The organism is Vibrio penaeicida, assembly GCF_030689305.1.
Classification (GTDB): Bacteria; Pseudomonadota; Gammaproteobacteria; order Enterobacterales; family Vibrionaceae; genus Vibrio; species Vibrio penaeicida_B.
On sequence record NZ_JAUYVM010000003.1, the window covers coordinates 211,222 to 235,550 of the forward strand.

25 protein-coding genes and 1 pseudogene are annotated in these 24,329 nt (G+C 42.2%); 9 read left to right on the plus strand and 17 right to left on the minus strand.

The window, feature by feature from the left end; translation table 11 throughout:
- Positions 1-2: 2 nt before the first annotated feature.
- Positions 3-1,223, minus strand: coding sequence for an extracellular solute-binding protein (locus Q8W40_RS06905; RefSeq protein WP_305396473.1), 1,221 nt, complete (start codon positions 1,221-1,223; stop codon positions 3-5).
- A gap of 246 nt (positions 1,224-1,469) precedes the next feature.
- Here Q8W40_RS06905 and Q8W40_RS06910 point away from each other — a divergent pair, with 246 nt between their 5' ends.
- Together Q8W40_RS06910 and Q8W40_RS06915 are read left to right on the plus strand one after the other, a co-directional pair.
- Positions 1,470-2,354 (plus strand): BadF/BadG/BcrA/BcrD ATPase family protein, encoded by an 885-nt coding sequence (locus Q8W40_RS06910; RefSeq protein ID WP_305396474.1) that lies wholly within the window; start codon positions 1,470-1,472, stop codon positions 2,352-2,354.
- The gene (locus tag Q8W40_RS06915) at positions 2,355-3,113 is read left to right on the plus strand and encodes a GntR family transcriptional regulator (RefSeq protein ID WP_305396475.1); all 759 of its coding nucleotides are present in this window, start codon (positions 2,355-2,357) and stop codon (positions 3,111-3,113) included.
- A 177-nt stretch (positions 3,114-3,290) separates the two neighbouring features.
- Here the strand turns inward: Q8W40_RS06915 and Q8W40_RS06920 are convergent, their stop codons facing one another.
- Both Q8W40_RS06920 and Q8W40_RS06925 read right to left on the minus strand, forming a co-directional pair.
- On the minus strand, positions 3,291-3,800 hold the full coding sequence (locus Q8W40_RS06920; RefSeq protein WP_305396476.1) for a hypothetical protein: 510 nt from the start codon (positions 3,798-3,800) through the stop codon (positions 3,291-3,293).
- A 168-nt stretch (positions 3,801-3,968) separates the two neighbouring features.
- On the minus strand, positions 3,969-4,814 hold the full coding sequence (locus Q8W40_RS06925) for a LysR family transcriptional regulator (RefSeq protein WP_305396477.1): 846 nt from the start codon (positions 4,812-4,814) through the stop codon (positions 3,969-3,971).
- Between the two features lie 197 nt (positions 4,815-5,011).
- Between Q8W40_RS06925 and Q8W40_RS06930 the strand changes: the two genes are divergently transcribed.
- Positions 5,012-5,803: a DUF1338 domain-containing protein gene (locus Q8W40_RS06930; RefSeq protein WP_305396478.1), complete on the plus strand. Its 792-nt coding sequence runs from the start codon at positions 5,012-5,014 to the stop codon at positions 5,801-5,803.
- Between the two features lie 140 nt (positions 5,804-5,943).
- Here Q8W40_RS06930 and Q8W40_RS06935 read toward each other — a convergent pair whose 3' ends face one another.
- Complete coding sequence (locus tag Q8W40_RS06935) at positions 5,944-6,300, minus strand: RidA family protein (RefSeq protein WP_305396479.1); 357 nt, start codon at positions 6,298-6,300, stop codon at positions 5,944-5,946.
- Positions 6,301-6,440: 140 nt separating this feature from the next.
- Here Q8W40_RS06935 and Q8W40_RS06940 point away from each other — a divergent pair, with 140 nt between their 5' ends.
- On the plus strand, positions 6,441-7,385 hold the full coding sequence (locus Q8W40_RS06940; RefSeq protein ID WP_305396480.1) for a LysR family transcriptional regulator: 945 nt from the start codon (positions 6,441-6,443) through the stop codon (positions 7,383-7,385).
- Positions 7,386-7,488: 103 nt separating this feature from the next.
- Here the strand turns inward: Q8W40_RS06940 and Q8W40_RS06945 are convergent, their stop codons facing one another.
- From Q8W40_RS06945 to Q8W40_RS06965, 5 genes and pseudogenes are all read right to left on the minus strand, one after another.
- A complete protein-coding gene (locus tag Q8W40_RS06945; protein ID WP_305396481.1) occupies positions 7,489-7,842 on the minus strand; it encodes a nuclear transport factor 2 family protein in 354 nt (117 codons plus the stop codon).
- A 15-nt stretch (positions 7,843-7,857) separates the two neighbouring features.
- A pseudogene (locus Q8W40_RS06950) lies at positions 7,858-8,317 on the minus strand (VOC family protein).
- A 453-nt stretch (positions 8,318-8,770) separates the two neighbouring features.
- A complete protein-coding gene (locus tag Q8W40_RS06955; RefSeq protein WP_305396482.1) occupies positions 8,771-9,658 on the minus strand; it encodes a DMT family transporter in 888 nt (295 codons plus the stop codon).
- Positions 9,639-10,790, minus strand: a complete 1,152-nt coding sequence (locus Q8W40_RS06960) for a cysteine desulfurase family protein (RefSeq protein WP_305396483.1) — start codon at positions 10,788-10,790, stop codon at positions 9,639-9,641. Before Q8W40_RS06960 ends, Q8W40_RS06955 begins: the two co-directional genes overlap by 20 nt.
- A complete protein-coding gene (locus Q8W40_RS06965; RefSeq protein ID WP_305396484.1) occupies positions 10,790-11,545 on the minus strand; it encodes a hypothetical protein in 756 nt (251 codons plus the stop codon). Before Q8W40_RS06965 ends, Q8W40_RS06960 begins: the two co-directional genes overlap by 1 nt.
- An 801-nt stretch (positions 11,546-12,346) precedes the next feature.
- On the opposite strand from Q8W40_RS06965, the gene Q8W40_RS06970 reads away from it, so the two are divergent.
- The 4 genes from Q8W40_RS06970 (at position 12,347) to Q8W40_RS06985 (ending at position 17,125) form a co-directional block, all read left to right on the plus strand.
- Positions 12,347-14,521: a LodA/GoxA family CTQ-dependent oxidase gene (locus Q8W40_RS06970; protein WP_305396485.1), complete on the plus strand. Its 2,175-nt coding sequence runs from the start codon at positions 12,347-12,349 to the stop codon at positions 14,519-14,521.
- A gap of 2 nt (positions 14,522-14,523) precedes the next feature.
- A complete protein-coding gene (locus tag Q8W40_RS06975; RefSeq protein WP_305396486.1) occupies positions 14,524-15,645 on the plus strand; it encodes an NAD(P)/FAD-dependent oxidoreductase in 1,122 nt (373 codons plus the stop codon).
- Between the two features lie 4 nt (positions 15,646-15,649).
- Entirely contained in the window at positions 15,650-16,141 is a 492-nt protein-coding gene (locus tag Q8W40_RS06980; protein WP_305396487.1) for a hypothetical protein, read from the plus strand.
- Between the two features lie 441 nt (positions 16,142-16,582).
- A complete protein-coding gene (locus tag Q8W40_RS06985) occupies positions 16,583-17,125 on the plus strand; it encodes an outer membrane beta-barrel protein (RefSeq protein WP_101110177.1) in 543 nt (180 codons plus the stop codon).
- Between the two features lie 638 nt (positions 17,126-17,763).
- Here Q8W40_RS06985 and Q8W40_RS06990 read toward each other — a convergent pair.
- From Q8W40_RS06990 to Q8W40_RS07020, 7 genes are all read right to left on the minus strand, one after another.
- A complete protein-coding gene (locus Q8W40_RS06990; protein WP_305396488.1) occupies positions 17,764-18,342 on the minus strand; it encodes a hypothetical protein in 579 nt (192 codons plus the stop codon).
- 424 nt (positions 18,343-18,766) lie between these two features.
- Complete coding sequence (locus Q8W40_RS06995) at positions 18,767-19,165, minus strand: SMI1/KNR4 family protein (RefSeq protein ID WP_305396489.1); 399 nt, start codon at positions 19,163-19,165, stop codon at positions 18,767-18,769.
- Entirely contained in the window at positions 19,165-19,737 is a 573-nt protein-coding gene (locus Q8W40_RS07000; RefSeq protein WP_305396490.1) for a hypothetical protein, read from the minus strand. Before Q8W40_RS07000 ends, Q8W40_RS06995 begins: the two co-directional genes overlap by 1 nt.
- A 116-nt stretch (positions 19,738-19,853) precedes the next feature.
- Complete coding sequence (locus tag Q8W40_RS07005; RefSeq protein WP_305396491.1) at positions 19,854-20,162, minus strand: DUF7716 domain-containing protein; 309 nt, start codon at positions 20,160-20,162, stop codon at positions 19,854-19,856.
- 98 nt (positions 20,163-20,260) lie between these two features.
- Positions 20,261-20,740 (minus strand): competence protein ComJ, encoded by a 480-nt coding sequence (gene comJ, locus Q8W40_RS07010; RefSeq protein WP_305396492.1) that lies wholly within the window; start codon positions 20,738-20,740, stop codon positions 20,261-20,263.
- 352 nt (positions 20,741-21,092) lie between these two features.
- Positions 21,093-21,464 (minus strand): hypothetical protein, encoded by a 372-nt coding sequence (locus Q8W40_RS07015; protein WP_305396493.1) that lies wholly within the window; start codon positions 21,462-21,464, stop codon positions 21,093-21,095.
- 10 nt (positions 21,465-21,474) lie between these two features.
- Positions 21,475-22,206: an RHS repeat-associated core domain-containing protein gene (locus tag Q8W40_RS07020; RefSeq protein WP_305396494.1), complete on the minus strand. Its 732-nt coding sequence runs from the start codon at positions 22,204-22,206 to the stop codon at positions 21,475-21,477.
- A gap of 195 nt (positions 22,207-22,401) precedes the next feature.
- Here Q8W40_RS07020 and Q8W40_RS07025 point away from each other — a divergent pair, with 195 nt between their 5' ends.
- Positions 22,402-23,364, plus strand: a complete 963-nt coding sequence (locus Q8W40_RS07025) for a transposase (RefSeq protein ID WP_305396681.1) — start codon at positions 22,402-22,404, stop codon at positions 23,362-23,364.
- Between the two features lie 288 nt (positions 23,365-23,652).
- Here the strand turns inward: Q8W40_RS07025 and Q8W40_RS07030 are convergent, their stop codons facing one another.
- The gene (locus Q8W40_RS07030; RefSeq protein ID WP_305396495.1) at positions 23,653-24,261 is read right to left on the minus strand and encodes a hypothetical protein; all 609 of its coding nucleotides are present in this window, start codon (positions 24,259-24,261) and stop codon (positions 23,653-23,655) included.
- Positions 24,262-24,329 lie beyond the last annotated feature (68 nt).

Here is a 24,329-nt window from a genome sequence, read left to right on the forward strand (position 1 = left end):
TATTACTTCGACGCTTTAATGCCGTCAGACACTTCTTTTGCCACAGCAGCCGCAGATTTCTTACCTGCCATCAGCTCTTGCAAACCATTTTGTAACAGTGTGGACCCCGTTGGTTTCTTAAAGCGATAACCTACCAGCATGATGTAAGGCGTTGCGCTGCCATGAAACTCGGAGATCTTCGCCAGCATCGGGTCGGAAGACACTGCGCCGTCTACTGCAGCAACATTGGCCAGTTTGTCGGTGAGCATTTGTCCAAATTCTTGCGTCGCCAAGAAGCGAGCAAATTTGAGTGCAGCCTCTTTGTTTTCAGAGCCAGAGTTGACCGCGTAGCCCCCGTCGAGCCAAGTTGCGACCATTTGAGGTTCTCCTGCTTTGGATGCAGGTCCGGCCATGATATCGAAATTGATTCCTGCTTTTCTAAAGCCTGCAATCTCCCAAGAGCCGCCAACGAACATGGCTGCTGCTCCAGAATTAAATAGCTGCTTCATGGTGGCGTAATCGACGCCTTCATGACCCTGAGGTAGGAACTCTCTCAGTTCGCCGAACTTCTCCATGGCACCGACGTAACGCGCATCTTCAAAGTCGGTTGAACCTGCAGTCACTTCACCAAAAAACGATTCGCCGTAAAAGTTAGGCATAAACGCGCCCGACATGACTTCCACCGTCCATCCGTCTTTAGTGCCGTTGGCTAAAGGCATGACGCCTGAGCTTTTCAGTTTCTTAGCTGCTGCGACAAACTCGTCCCATGTAGTAGGTGGCGTAATTTTCTGAGCTGCCAGCAGATCTACGTTGTAGTAAACAAGAATGGTCTGCGATGCCATGGGCACGGAATACACCTTGCCATCAGAGCGAAGTGTCACACCTAACAGTTCGTCTTTGGAAAAGCCGGAAAGATCCACTTTGCCGTTTAATGGCTCGAGGTAACCGGGTGCGGCAACACTTTCAAATGCGCCGTAGGCTCGGGTGTGGATAATGTCGGGCCCCGCTCCGCCCGTGAGCGCAGTAGTTAACACGGTGGCGTAGCTTTTCGCTTCATGGGCGGTGTAGTTAATTGAAATATCTGGGTTGGACTTTTCAAATGCTGCGATGATCTCGTTGTAGGCTTTGGCGTCTTCTTGTCGCCAGCTCCAGAAATCGAGTTCAGCTTTAGCAAAAGTCGAAGCGCTGCATAACAGGGCGGCAGCAGCAAGTATGGTGCGAGTAGTCAATTTTGATCGATTCATTTTCTACTTCCTTGTTCAGACAGCTAATTCAGCGACTAGCCGATTTTCTTTCATCCAACTGCGCGACGTTTGTGACGGCTTTACTAGGTCAACAGACCTTAATACGTACACGCAAATTTGACTCCCTTTACTCTGTTTTTGATAATACCTTTAAAATACCATTTGTCTATTTTTTGATCGAATTGGCGTAAAAAGTGTGTTAAACATCATATTTGGTATTGTTATAGGTATTAGGAAAGGAGCGATATGCCCATCATGGATTCCCCCCTTGTTATTGCCGTCGATGGTGGTGGTACGAAATGTATTGTGCGGTTATCAGACCAGAATGGTCGTGTACTAAGTCAGGTGCAGACAGGCTCAGCTAATGTGGCGTCTAATTTTGAGGTCGCAAAGCAAAACATCACGGATGGCATTACTCAAGCCTATGCTGAAGCCGGACGTGCACTCAATCAAAGTAAAGGGGATATCATCGGGCTCGCCCTTGCAGGAGCCGAAAGCAGTGATCGGGTTGGAGAACTGCGAGACAGTCTGAATTTTTCTCAGGTGGTGATTCGTTCCGATCTTGAAGCCACATTAAAAGGGGCTTTAGGCAATGAAGATGGTGTTGTCGCCAGCATTGGGACTGGGTCGTTTTTCCTGTCGCAGCAAAACGGGGTTTATCAGCGTGTTGGTGGGTGGGGGCTATTTCTTTCTGACGATTGCAGTGGTGCAGCGTTAGGAAAAGCACTTATGCGCTATGTTGCAAATGTTCACGACGGTATGTTACCTTCCAGCCCTTTGGTGGATAAGACGTTTGCGAAATTTAACAGCGAAATTCGGAATTTGGTGAACTTCTCTCTTCAGGCTTCTCCTAAAGACTGCGCCGAGTTTGCATCCGACATTGTGTCCGCCTATCAGAAGGGGGATCCGGTTGCACGGCAACTGGTGCGTTCTTCTGTTTCAAGGCTGGTTGAAATCCTTGAATTTCTGAATGCGCCAAAAACAGGGAACCTATGTATGAATGGTGGTTTAGCCGCTTTTTATCAGTCTGTTATGCCTGAGTCCTATAAAGACACCTTTGCAAAGCCCAAAGGAAATGTTTTGGATGGGATAACCTCTATAGCCTTGAATACCTCAACGGGAGCACTTTGAATGAACGTGTCGGATGTCCTTGAACCTTCCAATTGGCTGACTGAAAGTGGTGGGCTTCGTTACCTGCAGCTGAAGAAGGTGCTGGAACGTGCGATTCTGGATCGGTCATTGCCTCCGGGTACTCAACTGCCCTCGGAACGTGAAATTGCAAAGATCACCGGCCTTTCACGTGTCACAGTAAGAAAAGCCTTTGCCCCTTTGGTTGAAGACGGATACCTCGATCAGCGTCAGGGTGCTGGTACTGTGGTTGCAGAGCGAATGACACGCGTGGAACAGTCGCTCTCTCGACTAACGTCTTTTACTGAAGACATGGCAAGTCGTGGTATGAAAGTCAGTTCAGCCTGGTTGTCACGGCAAGTAGTTCAACCGTCACCAGAAGAAATCATGACGCTGGGCATCAGCCCTTCGGAATCGGTAGTACGTTTAGAACGCTTACGCTTTGCCGATGGACAACCAATGGCAATAGAACGGGCTGTGTTGCCTTGCTCCATTCTGAATGACCCCATGAAAGTACAGCACTCCCTCTACGCAGTGCTTGATGAGCTTGACCAAAAGCCTGTTCGGGCAATTCAACACATCATGGCATCCAACCTGAACGAAGAGGATGCCCAGTTGCTGGAAGTGAATGAGGGGGTGGCTGGATTGCAGGTAACGCGAGTATCTTATCTGGCTTCGGGCTCGGTGGTGGAGTTGACTAAATCCATTTATCGCGGCGATGCGTATGACTTCGTTGCGGAATTAAATCTTCAAAGCTCTTAATCGTCAAAGCTCTTAATCTTCCCAAAGATGCGCACAAATAAAAAATGTCAGAGCCAAAATGAATCTGGCTTTGACATCTTAATGCTGTGTCTTCTAGCAATTTTCTCGTCTTCAAGGAATTAGGTTTGAGCTTATCAGCCGTTGCTTAAACTCATAAATTCAGCTTTCCAGACAACGTTAACCGCATTGTCCGAATTTTATGCTGATGACGTCTGCTTGTTTATCTTGAATCACTTCACCACTTTGATTTAACGCGCTGAGTGCGCCATCGCCTTCCCAGCTTCCGATATTGGATGCTTTCAGCAGGCTTTTGAACTCTTTTTTATTGAGCGAACATTGGCCTGAATCTAACAGTGCTTTTTTAAGATTCTCTGTGGGTTTAGGTACACTTTTATCCCCTCCACATACCACGGTTTTTGCCAAGATTTCGTCGTTGTTTCCTTGGGCTAGAACTGTGCCCTGTGCGATTAGATAGTCCTTCATTAAATGAAGAGTTGGGCGTACCCTTATACCTAAGCTTTGCGAAATGGATTGTGATGTTTCTAAATCGGATAGATCTACCGAACAATCGCTTTGCTCGACGTGTTGTACAAAGCTGGCAACCAAATTATCGATGGTATTGGCATTAACCGAGGGAGAAGCAAAAGCGATAGCTACAAGAAGCATCGCGGGTCTTTCGAGTTTCATTTTTATATCTCATTAGGGTTTGGAGGAAAGGTCTAATGATGATGGGGAAGATGAATTTATCTTTTACGAGTATGTAAATTCTTAGTCAATAATCAAAATTGAGAAGAGTGTGTTCAGGCAAAGGTGATTGTCTGAAACGAAGCCATAATTCACGAAGTATAATCGACATCATACTGTATCGCTAAATCGGCGGCAGCTCGCTATCACTTGTTTCATTAGCGGAATTGAGCGCTGACTTATATTGACCGCCATACCAACAGAGAGCGAACAGTCGAAACCTCTGATTGACCTGAGTACGATGCTTTCGGAGCTTGTAATTTCGGTCCAGTTGGGCAGCAATGCCGCTCCTACACCAGCTTGAACTAGGGGCCATGCATAATCGATAGTTCGGATGTTGGCTCGGGCATTAAACTGAATTCCTCTTTGCAAAAGGCTATCTTTCAGCGTATCGAGTGCCATGCACGGTTCTCTGCGAATAAATGGCATGCCATCCAAGTCTTCAAAATCCAAACAACGCTTTTGTGCCTTAGCCCAATGGCGTGGGAGAGCCAGTTGGTAGACGTCTTCCCATATTGGTACAAATTGATCCTCACTGACATGAGAGGAACCAGCCAAGATTCGCGCATCACAGGGTTCATCAGTATCCACCAGTGTGAGCTCTAAGTACTCAATATCCTCGCTCAAGTGTTGCAGCAATAAGCTCATTCTCTTGGCACCTAACGAACGCATGATCCCGAGCCTTAGCGGTACGGTTACGGGTTGATCGCGAAAGGTTTGAAGAATGTTCTTCTCGCTGTCGATCATCCGCTTCGCTTCTGGATAAAGCCGTTTCGCTGCTGGTGTTGGCACTACGCCACGGGCGTGACGAACAAAAAGTGCGGTATTGAGTGCCAATTCTAAATTCTTTATCGCAGCGGTGATCGAAGGCTGCGAGACAAAGCAGTGTTTCGCCGCGCCGCTGACACTGCCTACTTCATACACTTTCAAAAAGTAGCGTAATGTTCTGAGTTCCATTTCTGCTCACTTCAATATACAAGAAACTGCTAGCTAGTAGATAAGGTATAGGAAATACCTATAGTTAACATAAAAATAACATATTTCACACGGATGCACATGCGGAGTAAGGTTTGCGATAAAACATCGCTCGCTTTCGCCGAGTGTTGGAAGTTCGTATTACTTTAATTGGATCAGAAACTTAATAAGGAGGCGTCATGTCGCCGAATAGCTTATTCAACTCACTTTGGCAGGATTACGTCGAGCGCCTTTGCCCTTCAGCACAAAAAGTTCATGACTTGCTGCAAGAAGACGAAGTGCTCATCAATGACCATATTGCGCTACGAACATTTGAAGGTAGTAAAGTAGGAATCGATGTTCTTGCCAAGCCGTTTTTAGCAGTGGGTTATCAACCAGCAGGTGACTATGTGTTTGAGTCGAAAAAGTTGATTGCAAAGCACTTTGAACACCCCGATCCAAAATACCCTAAAGTGTTCATCAGTGAATTAGAAATCCATAAATGCTCGGCTGAACTGCAAAGAATCGTGGGTAAATTACTGGATCAGGTGGATACATCAACCTTAGAAACGTCTGATTTTTTATGCAGCGGTCGCTTATGGGAACTGAATTATGCTGATTACGTGACCTTAGCAGCAGAGAGCGAATACGCCTCTTGGCTTGCGGCGCACGGGTATGGCGCGAATCACTTTACGGTGAGTGTGAATCAGTTGAATCAATTTGAAGAGGTGAAGCAAGTTAACCAACACCTGCGAGAAGCCAGTTTTACCATCAACGAGTTTGGCGGAGAAGTGAAAGGGTCGCCAGAGGTTTTATTGGAACAGTCTTCTACAATGGCGGATAAAGTGCCGGTGCACTTTGTTGAGACAACGGAAACCATTCCTGGTGGATTCTATGAGTTTGCCAAGCGTTATCCAATGAATAATGGTGAGCTCTATTCCGGATTCGTTGCTGCCTCCGCCGACAAAATTTTTGAAAGTACAAATGGCTAGGTAGTGAGCTCAGTAAAAAAATGAGGGAAGCGCGCCGACTTGTAAAGTCAACACTGTGTCCCTCGTCTATATACTCAAACCACCTCAAGATGCCGCTGAACCTAGCATCTTGAGGTGGTTTGAGTATAATTCTTATTGGATTACGATTTCTTTACCGCTGCCGTCACAATAAGCTCAACTTTCAGCGTTGGGCGAGCCAGTTTTGCTTCGCCACACGCACGGGCAGGGGCTTCACCTTCATCAAACCATTCATCCCAAACCGCGTTCATTTCTTGGAAATCGGACATATCAGAAAGCCAGACGATAGTTTGCAATACATGATGTTTGTCGCTGCCCGCCTCTTCAAGTAAAGCCTCTACGCGCCTAATTGCTTCGCGTGTCTGGTCGGCTACACTCTCTTCGGCAATACCAACCTGGCCGCACAAATAGATCGTATCGTTATGTTTGACTATTTTACTCATACGCTGGGTAGTGTGCAGCCTTTCTATGTCACTCATGTTCATTCCCTTTACGTTATCTTGATGGGTTCCAAACCTAAAATCTTACCGTCACTATATTGATAAAGCTATGACTCTTCATTAGAAATGCTATTGTTGAAAATAAATCAACATTCAATAGTGAACAACCAAAGGTTAGCATGTCTCATATCACCGCTATTCCCGTTTTTACCAGTGTGATTGAAGAAGGCAGTTTTTCTCAAGCAGCCAAGAAGCTCGGTATCTCGAAATCTGCAGTTAGCAAACGAATAAGTGGTTTGGAGGATCAACTTGGTGTTAAGTTACTTCACCGCTCTACACGAAAATTAAGCCTGACCGAAGCCGGTGAACGGTATTATCAGCATGCGTTAGAAGCACTGAGCGCAGCACAAAACGCCGAGAATGCTGCAACTCAACTACAAAGGATTCCGCAAGGGACATTACGAATCAGTGTGCCAATGTCTTTTGGCAGGCTTCACGTAGCCCCCATTATTCCAATTTTTTTGAAACGCTACCCCGAAATTCATATCCATATGGATATGAATGACCTTTCCCGTGATGTCATTGCCGACGGGTTTGATGTGGCTTTAAAAGGCGGTGACCTGCCAGATTCGTCTTTAATTGCTAGAAAACTCGCCCCGCTACACAGTGTTCTCTGCGCCTCTCCTGAATATATTGAACGATATGGTAGCCCAAAAACACCGCAGGACCTGACGGGTCGAAACTGCATTTTGTTCACTCACCATACTGTGACAAATGAATGGGTTTTTATCCAAAATGGTGAGGAAGAACGAGTACACGTGACGGGAAATTACCAAGTCAATAATAGCGAAGCCTTACGCGAGTCACTTATTCAAGGGGTGGGCATAGGTCGATTGCCTACTTTTGCTGCAGGTGAAGATATAAAAGCAGGGAAACTTGTTCCCTTATTGGTTGGCTATGTGATGCCACATAAAACCATTTATGCAATTTTCCCGGAGAGGCAATATCTTCCGGAAAAAGTGCGGGTGTTCATCGATTTTCTGATTGAAAATCTGGGAGGGAATGCTCCTCACTGGGATAATTTTCTAGAGACAAGTAGTGAATATGGAAAGGTCAATAGATAAAGCCCTGCGATTCAAACTGGTGAACACCACTGTTTTCGAGCGGATTCAGGGCTCTTTCTTTTCTGCTTTTCTTTGTTCAACCTGCTGTTTACTCAGAAGAGCTCTACAATTGTGAAAGATCGGCATAGACAAGATAGTCTTTGATCTTGTTATTGCTCACATGAAGAATTGTAGCAAAAACAGCTGAATGCGTACTACCATCGAGCCGGATGTATTCAACAGAACCATGGCAAATTACATCGTTCCCTTTAGACCATATTGAGTCAATCTGGTGTGCCATACTGGAGATACTGGCGAAAAAAGTTTGGTTTGCTTCTACGACCGCCGTTTTCCCAATAACCGGGTCAAAGTTGCCAATCCGAAAGCGCACATCGTCGGCTAAAAAGGTGGAAAGGTGCTCCACATCTTTGCTATCGACTGAGCTGTAAAGGTTTTTAATTAAGTCTGTCGCGTTCATAAGTGTTTTTCCTCTTCATATTGCTGGGCTTATGCGTTTAATTCCCGATGTCTCACCGCCATACATGTTTTTCTCTTCCGGTTTCTCACTCAAATACTGTATGAATTCAAATTCAAACCCAGACGGGTCAACGAAGTAGACAGTTTTTCTAAACGGATGATCTGCACCGATAGTTGCTATTTGATGCCCTTTGGCTTGCAGTCGGCGCGAGATACTTTCCATGTCATCAACCGCCAAGCCAATATGCGCAAGTCCAGGTGAATGTGATTTCAAGTCGCGATTATCCCCCCCCTAAGCCTTCATTCAGCGTGATATAACTGTCATCGGTGCCGACGTGTAACCATTTGCGCTTCTTGCTATACCATTCACTTTCGCCCTGTCCCCGAACTTTCCATTCAGGAAAGGCTGTTTGTATAAAATCCAGAGTCAATTCAATATCTTTAACAACCAAATTGACATGTTCCAATCGAACCATTGCTTGCTCCTGTCATACTTTGAAGATGTACTTAAATCTTATTTCGTTTCTTTAAGGGTTATAATCCCGAGTTTTGGAATAATATTGTTGAGTAATAGTTAACAGTGAGTGATTGAATGAAACAGGTAAGATGATAAACAGTATAAGGAAGGTAGTTAACCTCAGCTTTGGATAAGAAATAGCATAAATTGTTGAATTTAATGAAAACTATATTTCCTTTCTAGTCAGAGGCTTTTGTTGATAACAAGGCGAATTTACGCGTCAATAGTTAGCCTATTGCAAGTGAATTCAACGCAGCTAGCGGCAAAACAACGACTAGAAAGGTGTTCTGTTATCCAGATCTGAGGTTAGTTTAGTGGAACGAATTGGTATGGCTAGCCTGAAGGCACCAGCGGTTGTACTTAGCAGTACTTGCTCTTAACTAAGATTAAGTACTGCTGTCGAATCACTGGTTCATTTTACTGGAACAGTGTCTGTTGAGTTGAGTTTTAGAGACCGGTGAAAAACAGGATAAATCGTAGCCAATACAATAAGCCCTCCTCCCAACATCGCAGACAAACGAAGTTCTTCATTTAGAATGAATGCCGCAAAAATGGCTGCAAACAATGGCTCTAGACTAAATATCAGTACAGCTCTATCTGCAGTGGTCTGCGTCTGGTACTTTGTCTGAACCCAAAAAGCAAGAGCGGTTGCCAGTGATGCAGTAATGACAACAGTAGTGACTAACTGTATTGAGAAATTTTTAGGTAGCAAATTATCCGAGAAACCCGCAATGCATACTGACAATATAGCCATTACTAATAGCTGAATGAAAGTCAGCACCGTCGAGTTATGGTGACTTGCGAATCTATCAATAACGACGATATGAATTGAACTAACAACAGCGCCAGCTATAACCAGACTGTCACCAAATCCAATCCCTTCGATACTGAGTTCACTGATCACGGCCAGACCCAGAAGCCCCAAAAGTGAGCTAATCCAAATGTCTAACCTCGGTAGTTTTCTATGAACTACTGCCAAGATGATAGGAACAAATATTATGCCTAATCCGGCTAAAAATCCCGTATTTACAGAAGATGTATAATTTAGACCAACGATAAATAAGGAGAATGTAATGAACAGCAAAACTCCTAACACGCTCCCAATCAACAGTGTTTGTTTGTTTATTTTTACGCTATCGAAAATAACAAATGGTAGGAAGAGCAATGCTGATAAAGCAAAACGCATCCATAGTACAGTAAACGTATCGTTATCATCTAATACGAGCTTCATCAAAGGAAAACCTAGTCCCCAAGAGAAAGCGACATATAAAAGCAGTAACTCAGCTTTCCAACTTTTCACACTCACCTCCACTGATGCTCATCCTCGCTGCTGCGATAATATCTTGAGCTGCTGCTTCGACATCTTCTAAGGTAGTATTTCGACCAAAGCTAACGCGTATAGTTGAGTTTGCTAAGTCACGACTTAGCCCCATTGCCATCAATACATGTGATTCCTTCTGATCCCCTGAATTACACGCAGAACCCGTTGATAATATGACCCTTTTTAGACGAGGAAGCATTTTCTGCATGTTAACACCCGTCAACGACAAACTAACACAGTGTGGCAAGCTATCTTCAAGGGGAGTATTGCAGACATAATCAAGTTCACTCACCTTACCTAAGAACTTAGCTCGCAAGTGTTTTAGCCGTACATACTCTCTTTCTTGCTGGCTCATTGACAACCCAAGGGCGGCTTCCAAGCCAACAATCCCAGGAAGATTATAGGTTCCGCTTCGCAACCCCTTTTCTTGCTGACCTCCATGAATCAAAGGGATTAGCTTCGTAGGGTTCCTTACATAAAGAGCCCCTACGCCTTTCGGACCATAGATTTTATGTGAGGAGAAGGTAAGTAGATCTACGCCTAATTCTTGAACATGTAATTTCAGTAGCCCTATGCTCTGGGTTGCATCGCAATGCAATGGCACTCCGTACTTCTTAGTAATTGCAGAGATTTTTTGAATAGGGTGAAGTACGCCAGTTTCATTGTTCCCATACATAACACTCACCAAAACAGTGTCTGTAGAAATCTCTTTCTTTAGCTGTTCAAGACAAACAAACCCATTCCGGTCTACATCTAAATACACGATTTCGAAGCCTAGTCGACTTAAATTAGAGCAAGATTCGAGTACACATTTATGCTCCGTCTTTACAGTAATCACTTTACCCTTGCCTGCGACACTGGCTACCCCTGAGATAGCCAAGTTATTCGACTCCGTAGCACCACTAGTGAACAATATCTCTTTAGGTTTAGCTCCAATATGACGTGCAATCTTTCGTCTTGATGATTCTACGACAGACGCATTTTCTACGCCTAATTCATGAGCACTAGACGCGTTAGCGAAATGGTGGGTAAGATAAGGCATCATTTTGTCTAGAACGGAAGAATCTAAGGGGGTTGTAGCTTGGTAATCCAGGTAAATATGCCCAGTCATTAGAAGTCCTCCGAAGATACAGACGTAACAACAAACTTATTTGCATATTCATTCGTTAAGATTGGAAATATCGAAGTCGATTTACTTCTCAAAGTCTCACCTAACGAAAAGCCCCTAAGAGCAACCTCGGCACCTTTCTGAACTTTATCTCTATCGCTAAAAGAGCAGAAATCAATCACTATTGAGTCTAATTCCGAGTCAATATCTTTCATGCAACCTAAGTAGTAGGCTCCCATGATGGTTGGACACTTTGCTATCCAGCTTTCACTCTTTTCTTGAAATAGTAGTATGTCTGTATCGAGTTCTGATTGATGGAACCAATCCTTATGAGAGGGGCTCTGTTCTACCGAATAGAGTAAATCTGATTTAGCAAGATCTCGCTTAAGTATTTTCTTTATTTTTCTCAGGCCTCTGTTTTTCATGTGCTTCTCAGTCTTCACATGATCAGAAAATGCAGGGTACTTCTCGCAAAAGCTATCTACTAATTTTTGAATCCCGACATCATTGTTAGAACTCAATGTGCAAACATCCGTGCCACAAACCATCCCGAGGTCGCTTACCAGCACACCTAGTGTGACATTATGCTCGGCGTTATAACTTCGAAAATAATCCGCTAGCTCAATAGCTCGCTCTGCAGTACGTTCTGAAAATTGGTCAATTCCGCTATCACCTTCAAAATAGCCTCCTTGAATGAAAATATTCTTTTTCGTGTTGAAATCTACGTGCTCTTTGAGCTCTTCAATTATGGTATTCATACTTAGCCAAACTGTACTGTTTATTAATATATAGTGTAATTAAATGCATATTCATTCGAACTCATTGATGCATGCAAACAAAAAACAAGTCAATAGCAAGAATGCCATTTAATAAAAAAAACGCGTTTCAATGTAAAAGAAGCTAAGCACGCCCAAAATTCGTAATCGTTCACAAGTAGGTGATTGACTTTCTGTTCGAAGATCAGAGCGTTTGGGTATGGCTTATGGGCGGTGACCGATTGCACTCAACTGGGTCCCCTTCCTTCAGGGACTGTCTCTGTGGGATCCTCACGAACTCAGACTGTAACCCTTTGATTATTCTATAGGTTACCCAGTATTTTTCCGATCATGTTTCTCCAAACATCTATTGATATGCGCAACAATGGCTTTTGATAAATGCGTAACCCTAGATTGAGGTAACTCAATACTCGTCGTTCTTTAATCGTATTCGCTTGAAAACGATGGTGAGCCCCTGCTTTTCTGCCAATAAACATAATAATATCAAAAGGGTATGGTCGATTGTGCCTGGACCGGTGTCACGCTTGGGTTTGTGTCGCACGAGCAACAGACTTTGATGTGTTCGAGTTGCTTCGTTTTTTATATGGGTACTTATCAAAAACTGAAACTGACACCAAAGTGAGCTCAACGATGGCTTTCCTTTTTGCCATGCTTGTTGGCGATCAAATAAAAATAAAAGTAGGTGAGATCATGGTTGGGATAATTGCGATTTCGACTGAAGCTCTACCCTCAATTCGTCAATGAACATAAATAGTCAGCATAAACATAAAGGATACTATTAATATGCCAAAGTACTACGTCTACCCAGCGATTGGCATCGCAAGGCTAGGAAACTCTGAGTCTGAATTTTTTGTCGGTCCAGAAGTTCCGTATCAGGACATAAACCCAAATTTTACAGGCAATAATTTCAGCGAATGCTACGAAACTTACAGTTTAAACAATAGTGCAGATCAAGAGCTCAATTTCAAAGACAGCAAAGGAAAAGTAAAGCGGCAAGCTGCGCGTTTTCGAATCTTCGAGATAGATGATAGTGATCAAATTGTCCGAGAAGTGACCGCTAAAGAAGCAACGATAGAGTGGGAAGTTCATATAGCGAACCGGAAATCGATCAACTACCAATTTAACAATGCCATGGACTTAGGAAAGCTCTCTCAAAATTGTGAGTTACGGAACGCCTTTGTTACCGATCTTCAGGAGCGAAAAGACAAGTTACTGATTGAGCCTAGCGTGCGAAACATTCAAGGCCGTGACAGGTGTGGGAAAGATTATCTGTTTGACGATGGCACCTTTTTTGGTGGAACAAGCCAAGAAAGAAAGGTCTATTTGGGCGAATTGAGAACTGATAGTGAAGGGCGCTTACTGGTGCTTGGTGGACGCGGCAAATCGGACAGTTACAACAATAGCCCCATCACGACGTTTGCAAACAATGACAATTGGCATGATGACATTAGTGACGGCACAGTTCGAGCTACAATCACTATTGATGGCGAAACGCATGACGCTGAACCCGCTATGGTAGCTGTAACGCCACCAAACTTTGCTCCGGGTATGCCCGGTGTCGTTACTATGTATGATGTTGTAAGCGACCTGCTTAACGATAAGCCTCAAAAAACTCAGTTCTATCGCGATATCTTCCCAATTCTGAATAGCTTAGTGGAAAACCAAGGCGTCAACTTGGGCTACTTTATGGCATTTGGTGACAATGCACCTGCGAACTTCACCAAGCCTTCCATTTTAGAAAAACTGGAATCTTCAAGTGTTGATAACCTAGCTTTACGAGAGGCGGTGTTCAAACAATTCCGTATCACACCAGAGCTCACCGTGGCACAGAGAGCCGAAGAAGTTGAGAAGCTACTTAATTCACCGAACATTTCTGAATTGGATGACAGTTTAAAATTGGACTTAGCAGGCACATTTAACGAAGCCATCAAGAAAGCACAAGTGCAAGTACAAGCCGATAAACTTCCGCCAATTTTTGGAGACAGCTACGGTGACGCGCCAGATTCACCTCTTGTGGGGTTGAGTCTAACTTCCACTCAATATCAACACATGCACAATTGGGCGATAGGTGAATTTGAGTTAGACACTAATCCCAAAGAAAACCCTACACCGCTAGATAACATCAATGACCCACTGGAAACAATTTTCTCTGCAAAAGAACGCGCACATACACTTACCAAAACTAACCTACAAGAGTGCCTCGGTGGACCGTTCCATCCCGGTATAGAATTAACGTGGTTTTTGCGCCGTGAGTCTATGTGGAATGTGTCTGATAGCGTCGACAGAATGCGCCTAAACGTTATAAACAGGGGAGAGGAAGTACAAGATTATTTTGGTCCTATTTTAACTCCAGAAGTGGCGTTAAAAGATATGTTTAATGTTAGTGGTCCCGGCACACTAACGCGTTTTATGGGCGTGCCTTGGCAATCGGATGAAGGGAGCTGCCGCTCGAACCAAGACTACGATACAGCGCAATACTTACCAACGATCACTTTCTGGTCTGCGCGTGTCCCCAATCAAGTGTTGAGCCAACGTTCTTTCCAGCAGACTCAAAACACAGATCTATCTGCTGCACAGCGTCACAAGTTCTTCAGTTACCGCCAAGACTGGTTGCGATTCTTACGCGAAGGCGGACAGAACCCGAGAGTTACCATGGTCGATAACTGGGACAAAATTGGGATTGTTGTTAAGAAGCCTATTGATGACTTCGAAATAGACAGTGACGAAGTGAAAAGTGCTTGGGTTGAATCACAAGTAAATGTGCGTTATTTGGCTCACGACGCAAGTTATCGACAATTGCTTAATTTAGAAACCCTGTCACCTGAAGAAATATTGCACAGTGCAAATAGCCTATCCAAGACAAAGGAAGACATTGAAAAGCTAAATGAAGATGACAAGGAAGTGTCTGAATTAGGTCTCGCGCCTAGAATAATCCCAAATCGCGAAAAGTTGAATTAGCAATGAAGGAATCACACTATCAAGTTGTGGTTCTTGGTGCAGGTGTTGCGGGTTTGTCCACAGCACTTGCGCTGGCACAACAAGGCATCAAAGTCGCTGTATTCGATAAACAAACCGCACAAAAACAGAGTTTTGGTGAGTGTGTTCATGGAACCATGCAGCCTATTCTGGCAGAGCTGAAATTATTCGATAGTTTTATTAAAGACGCACACTTTGAACTTCAAGGATATCAAATCGATTGGGATAAATTAGGTCATCATGAACGGAGTTTGATCACCAGCCCATACGGGACAGGCTGGATCCTGAACAGAGAAAAGTTTGATACGAGTTTGATAAGTGCGGCTATAGAAGCTGGTGTCGATATCTTTTGGCAATCTCGTCTAACTGAATTCTCAGAGCAAAGTGATGGGTGGCAGCTTCATTTCATGCAGCCTGATACCAGCCAGTATGTGGTGGAATCCAATTTTATTGTTGATGCAACAGGGCGTGCCCGAACGCTCACCCGAAAGTTGAACATTGCAGAGAAAAAGGGCGACAGCTTGGTAGCTTGCTGCGCACATCTAAATCACAGCGGTTCAGGGGCTATAGCTAGGCAAGAAGCGGTAATTCATAGCAGCTTAAATGGGTGGTGGTACCTAGCTCCGTTTTCTAATAGCAAAGCGACATTGTGCTATTTCACCGACAATGATTTGGATATGCCCAAGACATTTTCTGAACTTGTCGAGCTGGCATATGAACATGCTTCGTTAGCCCCCTATTTGGATAGCTGCGATTTAAACGATAACGCTCAAATGAAAATCACCCCAGCTTACTCATCTTGTATCGCAAAAAGCGTAGGCAATAACTGGTTGGCTGTTGGGGACGCATCTTGTAGCTACGACCCCCTATCTTCATACGGCATTACGTCTGCTCTTGGAAGTGCATTCTATGCCTCGAAAGCCATTACCCATTGGTTTATCGGCCAGCCCCAATATCTGAAGGAATATGAAGCGCTTATGCAGGATAGCTTTCTTTCATATTTGCCAAAGAAAAATGAGGAGTATGAAAAAGTGACACAGTTCAACTCTCCATTTTGGCAAAGAAGGAACCTCAATGAACCATTTCATCATTTAACAAAGGAATAATCTGATGACACGTATTTACTTCCTATTCACTCTCATTTTTGTATTGGCAGGGTGCCAAAGTACCAACGTCCAAACAGAAAAAACGGGCTTGTCTGAAAATGAAGTCATTACTGAGTTGCAAAGCAGGCTTAAAACCACTTCCTACCTTTTAAAAGAATCGCAGTTTGTTGAAACAAATCAAAAAGTAGTATGTAAAGGTGTCGATTTTGCACAAGGTAAGTGCTTTGCCCCAGCATGCGCCCCATGCGAACCTTCTGCACTTTCAGTAGCACACAAGTCAGGTTGCCTAGATCCTGGTCCGCTAGGCACAGGGTTATTGTGCCAAGTTACGAATGGCGAGGTTTCGGATAAACCTTGCTGTATTGATGGGCAAAGTTGTGAACTGGAATCCGTACCTCCGGTTTCAAATTCAAACGAGAAGAGCATGAACTACCAACTGTTTCCACCTTTGACTGATCGTAAGTTTGAAGATAACAAGTGCGTTTCATTGAAGTGATATGTTTTGCAAACCCGCTTATAAACCGATTTGTTAATACAAGTCGGTTTTTGTTTTTAGGCAGTATGAGCAAGCGCACGCTAGAACGAAAAAATGTTAGGACGCCCACTAAAACTGCATTTCATCGATATTGCCCAAGAACTCGAAGTGCTAAAAAGTGAAAGGTTGGTTCCTTTCTTAATGCGAGTGTCCCACTAATGGGTAATTTGTAATTTATACGCAATTAACAGTAAATATTATAGAGTCACTGCCGTTAAAGAATAGCTGGTTGAATTATGTTAACAGTATTTGAGCGGTATTTTATGAGTGCTTTTCTGACCTCATTTCGCTTTCCAAAAGCACATGTTAAGCAAGTTTTTCTGGCTAAACTGATAATTTAACATTGGTTGAATGTACATCGTTTCAGATAGTTACGAGACGCCTTGCTAGGAATAAATAGATATGAAAAACATCACTTTTTTGCTTGCCGCACTTTTATCTACGTCCACCTTCGGAGCTAGCCACCATCTGGGTATTAAACTTGGCGGTGCTGCTATTAATAATGACGACACTGGCGATGTTGGGGTTGCAGTCCAGTTTGAGTATGCCTATCAATTTCACCCCAATTTCTCTGCTGAAATAGGTTATGCGACCGCTTCTGGAGTGACAAACGCTATTGTGACTGGCGTACTTACCGACAACACAGAAACGTTTGAATATGATGCGACCTTCGCTGGTTTGAAAGCTAACATTGCTCCGATGGACTTTTTTAACTTTTACGCGATGGGCGGAGTCAGCCATTCAGATCTACAACGAACACTCAAACCCAAGTCAGGGGGAGCTGAAACGGTTGAACACCACAAAGGGGTAAACCCATATTTTGGGGGCGGAGCAGAACTCATCTTGCTGGATACTTTTAGCCTTAGTTTGGACTATCGTCGCTTCATGTTTGAAAGCAGCTATTACTCCGATACCATCTTAGCTGGGCTCAACTTCCGATTCTAAAATCTACCAAGCTGCATTGATGATCCCACAGCTGCCGTATCATTGGTACGGCAGCTTCATAATCAGTGCATATCTCTTTAAGGCAATAAACGGCATAGCTGATGAACTAGTCGTATAGTCACTGTAAGCTCGAATTTTATCGATATATATAGAGTTTGCTCTTAGTAGTAAGTTATTGAATAAAAAATTCAAATCGTTCGCCAAATAATTTGGTACGCATTAACAATATGAGCAGTCATCATCAGGGCTGTAGTAGAAGTACTCTGATTTGGTGGAATCCCACCGAAAATATGAGATATGAGTATCAATGCATTGTTTAATGTCATCTATCACATCTTGCACTTGGTCTTTCTTGATGATTTGAATGTTAGCAATTCGATGGTAAAAAACAGTCCAGGAAACAACAGCGTGATCCCATCGAACGCCACCATCGTCACTGGTTGTGAATATGTAGCGGGGTGGATCTATTTTCCCTGTGTGCTCCCACTCTTTGGCAATTAGTCTGTCTAACCCTTGGCTACCAGCTTCACAGGAAGATAATGATACAAAGACTTCTCCGTCCTAATCATTCATGTCCGTAAAGATTGGCTTCATTGCTTCGAATACTTCTCGCCATCTGAGAAAGTCGCTGCCAAATTCTACCCAAAGAAAAAGTCCATAAAAGCACACAACTGGTCTTCTGGAAGGATCTCGCGAAGATTTTGATTGATATCAGCTAGATACTCTTCCTTATACTCCAGAGTGTCTTCGTTTAATACTTCAAAGTTGTATTTCTTGTATTGAATATCAATAACGGTATGTATGGATTGGAAAAAGCCTTCCAGGTTATCGGCGATTAACTTCGGATTTCCGCTCTCATATGACGTCCAAACCGCAGCCTGTTCACTTGTGGTATTCACCATAACGGGTTCATCGTCAAACAGTGCAATTACAACACAACCTTGATCCCACCCAACACATGGCTGCCCATTTGCAAGAGTGCGATAGCCCATTTGTGCTTCAACTAGCTTAGAAAAGGAAATGAAATACAAAACTGAGCTTCCAACTTCTAAGCATGTGCCAAATGTTGGACCGTAGGTCGTAAAATATTGTTTTAGCCGATCATTTGATGGCAGATCTGGAAACCATTCAACAGAATGATTTTCTTGAAAGCCGCCGCGTTGTTCATGAGAATGCATCAATTCGTTTATTTTGTCTAAAGTAGAGTTGATTGGCACCTGATTGACCCCTATAACGTTATTCACTGAAGGTGAAGAAATTATCGTTTTCTAACCAAAAGTTTGCAGCAATAATAATGTTTTCAACAGTTAGTGGTACATCTTGAGTTCTTAAGTTATTAAGTTATTAAGTACATCAACAAACTGGTCTCCGTAATAAATCAACTCTAGGTTATGTTCTATTACAAAATCTGAAAACAAATCTTCTCCTTCTTCATCTTCGGTAGGGTAGTCATCGATATAGATATCAGTCGTTTCATAAATCGTTACATCTGAATTGGTTGTATATATACAAAAAGAACCTAGATTCAATTCGTTAGATTCTATAATGATTTTTGAAAACTCACAGAAAGTTAACTTGGTGTGTTTGGGTAAATACATGGTTATTTTATGGTTTCTTTGGTTTTTTAATTTATCTGAGATTTTATTCTCTAAAATCCAGCGTCTTACCTTTAAATTCGATTAAAAATTGATGTAAGTTGTCTGCTGATTTATGCATAGATTCTTCGTCCATTACACCCATATCTACTTCATATAAACACTCATCTCCCTCTTTCATTACAAGCGCAATTCCACACCCGTTATCACCTATCATGACGTAATTAGGTAGATAAATTTGCACTTCATAGTCATCATTTCTCGATTTCAGTACCTCAATTTCTAGCAAAGCCAAGCTATCTTCGCTATAAAGCCCGTTAGAAATTAGGAGAAGTTCTGTATAGGAAGGATGAAGAGGAAACGGAAGTTCATTGACACTATTTCTTAATACCATAGTACTGACTCCCTGATTTAGCTGATACAGTTGACTGAGCGAGTTTTTCATCAGTTAGCTTCTATTTCACTTGAAAAATCAAACCCAACAAGACCTGAACACTTCACTCTTTCGACGAACTTATCGGTTACAAAAACGCTGCTAATATCTTCTTCTATTGTAAATAAATATTCGTCCTCAATATTGTCTTCAATCAATGAGTGTTTTCTAATCAATAACCCGTTTGGATATTCTCGGTACACTGATTTTTCTCGGTCAAAACAGTTTTTTAAAGGGTTTGTAGGGTAGTAACCGAAGAATTTATTTTCTTGACTATCGGTCATGATATCTAATACTTCCCCTCTTGGTAATAATATATCGCTAAGTTCATCTATAGCTTTTTCACTAAAAACAAAAAAGGGGCTAAGAAAACCGCAAATATCAAAATTAAATTCTTTCTTACCGGTGTCGCTAGCTCCGAGACTAACTACTATTGGAGAATATTCAAGCCCAAAAGATCTCCATCTATTTTTTTCCGAAAGTTGCATTATACTTTCTTTGTTTTCAGGTATTTCCTCAATAAATACACCATAGTTCACTGTGTCAGATTTTAATGTGTAAAAACTCATATTATTCAATGCCATTTCTTAAAGTGTGTATCCGTTTTATTACTTTTTTCTTGAAAACACTTATAGATTTTTTTAAATACGTGTGTCCTACTAACCTCTTCGGTACCCCGAGAGGCTTTTGACTTTAGTTGTTAATACTTAAAACTATCGTTTTCAAAGTAAAAAATTAGTGCATTTAATAGATCATTTAACCCACATTGAGCTACTGATACTTTTGCATTTTCAACTACGTCTTCTATGCTCGCATTATCTAGAACTTCTATCCAATCCTTGTACTTTCCTGAAATCTTTGCTGCAACATCACTCTCAATGTCGTAAGAGTCTTCGATGAATATACCCATCGTGTTAATATTCCAATCTTCTTTTTTGGGAGGAAGAAATAACCAACCCTCTGGGAGAAGATCGGGTTTAGACAACACATCCGATAATTTAATTTCCATTAACTTTACTCAAACAATTTTATTCACTGCCTTTGTTTAACTTCTTAAGATTACTATACAAGAAAAATAAAGTAGTTAGGCGAATTTAATCTATATTTTCATTGATTTCCCAACTTTAGTTCTTTATTTCTAATGCCACCAAAATCATCATCGATAACATAAATAGATTTTTCTTTTCCTAAAGAACTGGGAACTAGCGTAAATTGATACTCTACTTCCTCTTTCTCCATTATTTCAAAAAACAAGGAATATCTACCACTTTGGATGTCGCAATTGATGTTAAATTTCTCAAACGCCGAGCTAACGATAAGAGGTTGCTCTGATGAGTAGTCAAAATGAGTAGATATGCATCTTAATGTGTCATGGTCCATATGAAACTTATCCGAAATTTTTATATTTACATTAGCTCCAAAACTTCCTTCGACGATGGGGTCAAAGACGACAAATCCATCATGTATGATGCATCCTTGTGATAAGTTTTCTTTACCCCATTCACAATATGAGTCGTGAAATTCTCTATTTTCTAGTCTAATTTGCTGATGGGAAATTAGTAAATCGAAATTGTGGTTTCTTAGCATTGTCAATACACCAAAATCAGATATTGTGCAATCTATACGCTTTTCAGACGAATCTCATCGATATGAGTAAAACTTGTTATGAGCGACAAGAAGACACTTAAAACATTTCTAAAAGTGTGTGTCCCTTTTATTCTTGCCACTTTGGCGTTTTCACATACCTAAAATTCAAAGAGATAAGGGATATTCACCACTTTCTCAGCAGATACCGCACATATTGTACTCAATTTCATCAATACGAGTAGCGCTTGGTATAAGCGACAAGAGGTAACTCAAGATTTTTCAAAAACCGCCTGTCCCATTTACTTTTATTACTTTTATTACTTTTATTACTTTTATTATTATTTCCTAGTCCTTAAACGAAGGCAATATCGGCAGAACCCACTTTTTTTATCTCAAAATCTTCCAATTTTATTCCCAGACCATGCTCTATATCAATTCCTAGTCTGAACATTAGCCCAAATGTACCAATATCATCTTCAATATATATATAGATATGCTCTAGCTCGTAGTCCTTTGAATCTTTGGAATAAACTCTGTTTAAATATTCCGATATATGTTCTTCAATGTTTTTAGTTGATTGGTGCCAGTTTTTAGTAAGCTCACTAATCCATGCTTTGCAAGTATCATCTAGGTCGAATGCGTCAGCAAAAATGACAGTTACCATGTCTTTCTTACCAATATTAATTGTGCATTCTACACCTTCATCAGTAACTTCGTAGTCCATTTTATAGTCCTTATTTAAGACACTTAGGTGGTTTATTATCATAAGATTTTGTTATTTGTTTGGCTTCACTAGAACCATATTTAACTCCATGATGTCCTTCAAACTGACTTACAGATCCAGAATGAGGGAATGTTGCTTCATGAGCTGATGTTTCTACAAGCTGCATTGTAGTGGTATTTGTGACAGGGTCATAGTCGTCCAAGTGGTGCCATGTGTAATTTGAAGGGTGAGATCTTTGTGTAAAATTGCCAGCTTGACTCTTAAATCCGGCAGCTTCGTTTGCTGCTTTGAAATCAAGTCCCCTGCTTCCTTCCATTTTAATTTTCACGATATTTTTCTGGCCATTAGATACTGGGTATAGTGCGTCTGAACCAGTAAAATCTACTCCCGGATATCTTGATAACCCAAACGGATCCACCCAGTCCATCGGATTGTGCACATACGCTTGTGGTCTTAAACCACCAGCAAAACCGATGGGGTCTGAGCTTAAATACTGCCCGCTGTCTGTATCGTAGTAGCGGTGCCGGTTGTAGTAAAGCCCTGTTTCTCGGTCGTAAATCTGCCCTTGGTAACGCAAGTCACATTCAATCGGGTCGTTAGCCGCATCGCTGGCGTATTTCTTTAACAAGCCTTGTTGATGTTGCTGCTTATAGCCGCCCCAAATTTCATGCTGCCCCCGCCAGATGATATCGCCTTGTTCGCTGCACAGCTCACGCGGCGTACCAGCGTGATCGGTCACCACATAGCTGAGTGCCGAGGAAGAGCAAAACAAGGACCGAGGAAGAGCAAAACAAGGACAGTCATATCAAGAAAAACCGACTTCTATCAATTACACAGCCATGATTGCACAACCACAAATTCGGCTATGAGTACTGTTCTCTTCGGCGCAATAAGAATAATGTGGCACTTATATACTCTCGATATCTCCATTCTGTTTATGACCAAAGCGCGCTCTCAATTAATCAGCCTTGATGCCACCCCTTATTACCACTGCGTTTCTCGCTGTGTTCGTCGCTCATTCCTTTGCGGATATGACTCTGAGAGAGAACAGTGCTATGAACATCGGCGGGGTTGGATTGAAGAACGGCTACTTCAGCTTTCCCAAGTATTCTGTATTGATGTCTGTGCCTACGCCATAATGAGCAACCACTACCATTTGGTTCTTCATATCAACATTGAACGTGAAAAATCCCTTTCAGACCAAGAGATATGTGACCGATGGTTAAGTTTTCACACGCCGCCCTTGTTGATTCAAAAGTGGTTGAAACAAGATACCCTCTCAGAAGCAGAAGAAGTCAAAATCCAAGAGATTATTGATACGTGGCGAGAGCGTTTAACCAGCATCAGTTGGTTTATGCGCTTGCTGAATCAGTTTATTGCCACTCAAGCCAATAAAGAGGATAGCTGTACAGGGCATTTCTGGGAGGGGCGATTCAAAAGCCAAGCGTTATTGGATGAACAAGCCCTTACGGCAGCGATGGCTTACGTCGATTTGAACCCAGTTCGAGCCAACATGGCGAATACTCCCGAAGCATCAGAATACACCTCTGTAAAAGCGCGTATTCAAGCGCTGAAAGAACATAAAACAACGGCACCTTGCTTACACCCTTTTGTCGGGTATCCGAGAAAAGATATCCCTACTGGCATTCCTTTTCGGCTAATGGATTACCTAGAGCTGGTTGACTGGACTGGAAGGCAAATTCGTGAAGACAAACGTGGCTCTATTCACTCGTCCCTTCCTTCCATTCTAAATCGTTTGGGCATTGACCAAACGACTTGGATGAACGCTTGCACTCAACTGGAAAAAGGCACGGTCGTTGGCTGTGAAGCTACCATCAAACACGTTATGCCGAAGTTAAACCGAAAGCGAATATCTGGCTTTCGGTTACCAGATAGCTAATATTCCTTTCAAGCTAGACAAAACACCTTAAACTCCTAATCCAATAACCACATTGGTGGTTTTGCTTACCTAAAATTCAAAAAGATAAGGGAAATTTGCCACTTTCTAGGCAAATACTTCATGTATTGGACTCAATTTCATCAATACGAGTAGCGCTTGGGGTGAGCGACATAAAAATACTTCTAGGTTTTTTTAAAGTGTGTGTCCCTTTTATTTTTATTAATACCTTGGTGCTGACTCCCTGATTTAGCTGATACAGTTGGCTGAGCGAGTTTTTCATTCTTAGCTCTAAGATTGCAATACCATATATATTAGCTGACTTTGCTTCTCTCCAAAAAAGAAAACTGAGTTACCTGCAAAAAGCGAATAATCATCAATGTACGAGTCTCGAGTACCACTCGATGCTTCAAAGTTTTCTATTGTTTGTCTTGCAGACGTATCTAATTTTGGGAAGTCTATATCGAGGTTTATCTGGAATAAGAAATCAAATTGGTTGCTACTGTCCAGCGTTAAAGGTGTTTCGTCTTCTAGTAACCAAAGGGGTTTATCTCCTATAAAACCAAAACTACTTTGTTCGGTTTCAGATATCATTAATGGCTGATATGTAAGAATTTCTTTGTAGTCCTCTCTGATAGAACAAGAATTATAGTCAGATACTATAATGCGAAAATAATCTTGATTGGACTTAATGAAACTGCTGCTCACGTCGTATCCATACTCATTGTATGTGACCATTTCTGGAATCATTTTATCTGAGACATAGTCGTCAGTTACACAAAAAACTGATATCAGCTTACCATTCCATGTGTGATTTTCTGGCATTAGGATCTGGAAGAAAAAGGTCATTGAACTCCCAGTTTTGGGGTGTGCTGGTATCGCTAATCCACTTGGCAACATCGGCTTTCCACCAATATAAGAACACGAATTTAAGCTATTGGATGAGTATGAAATGTACACGTTTTATC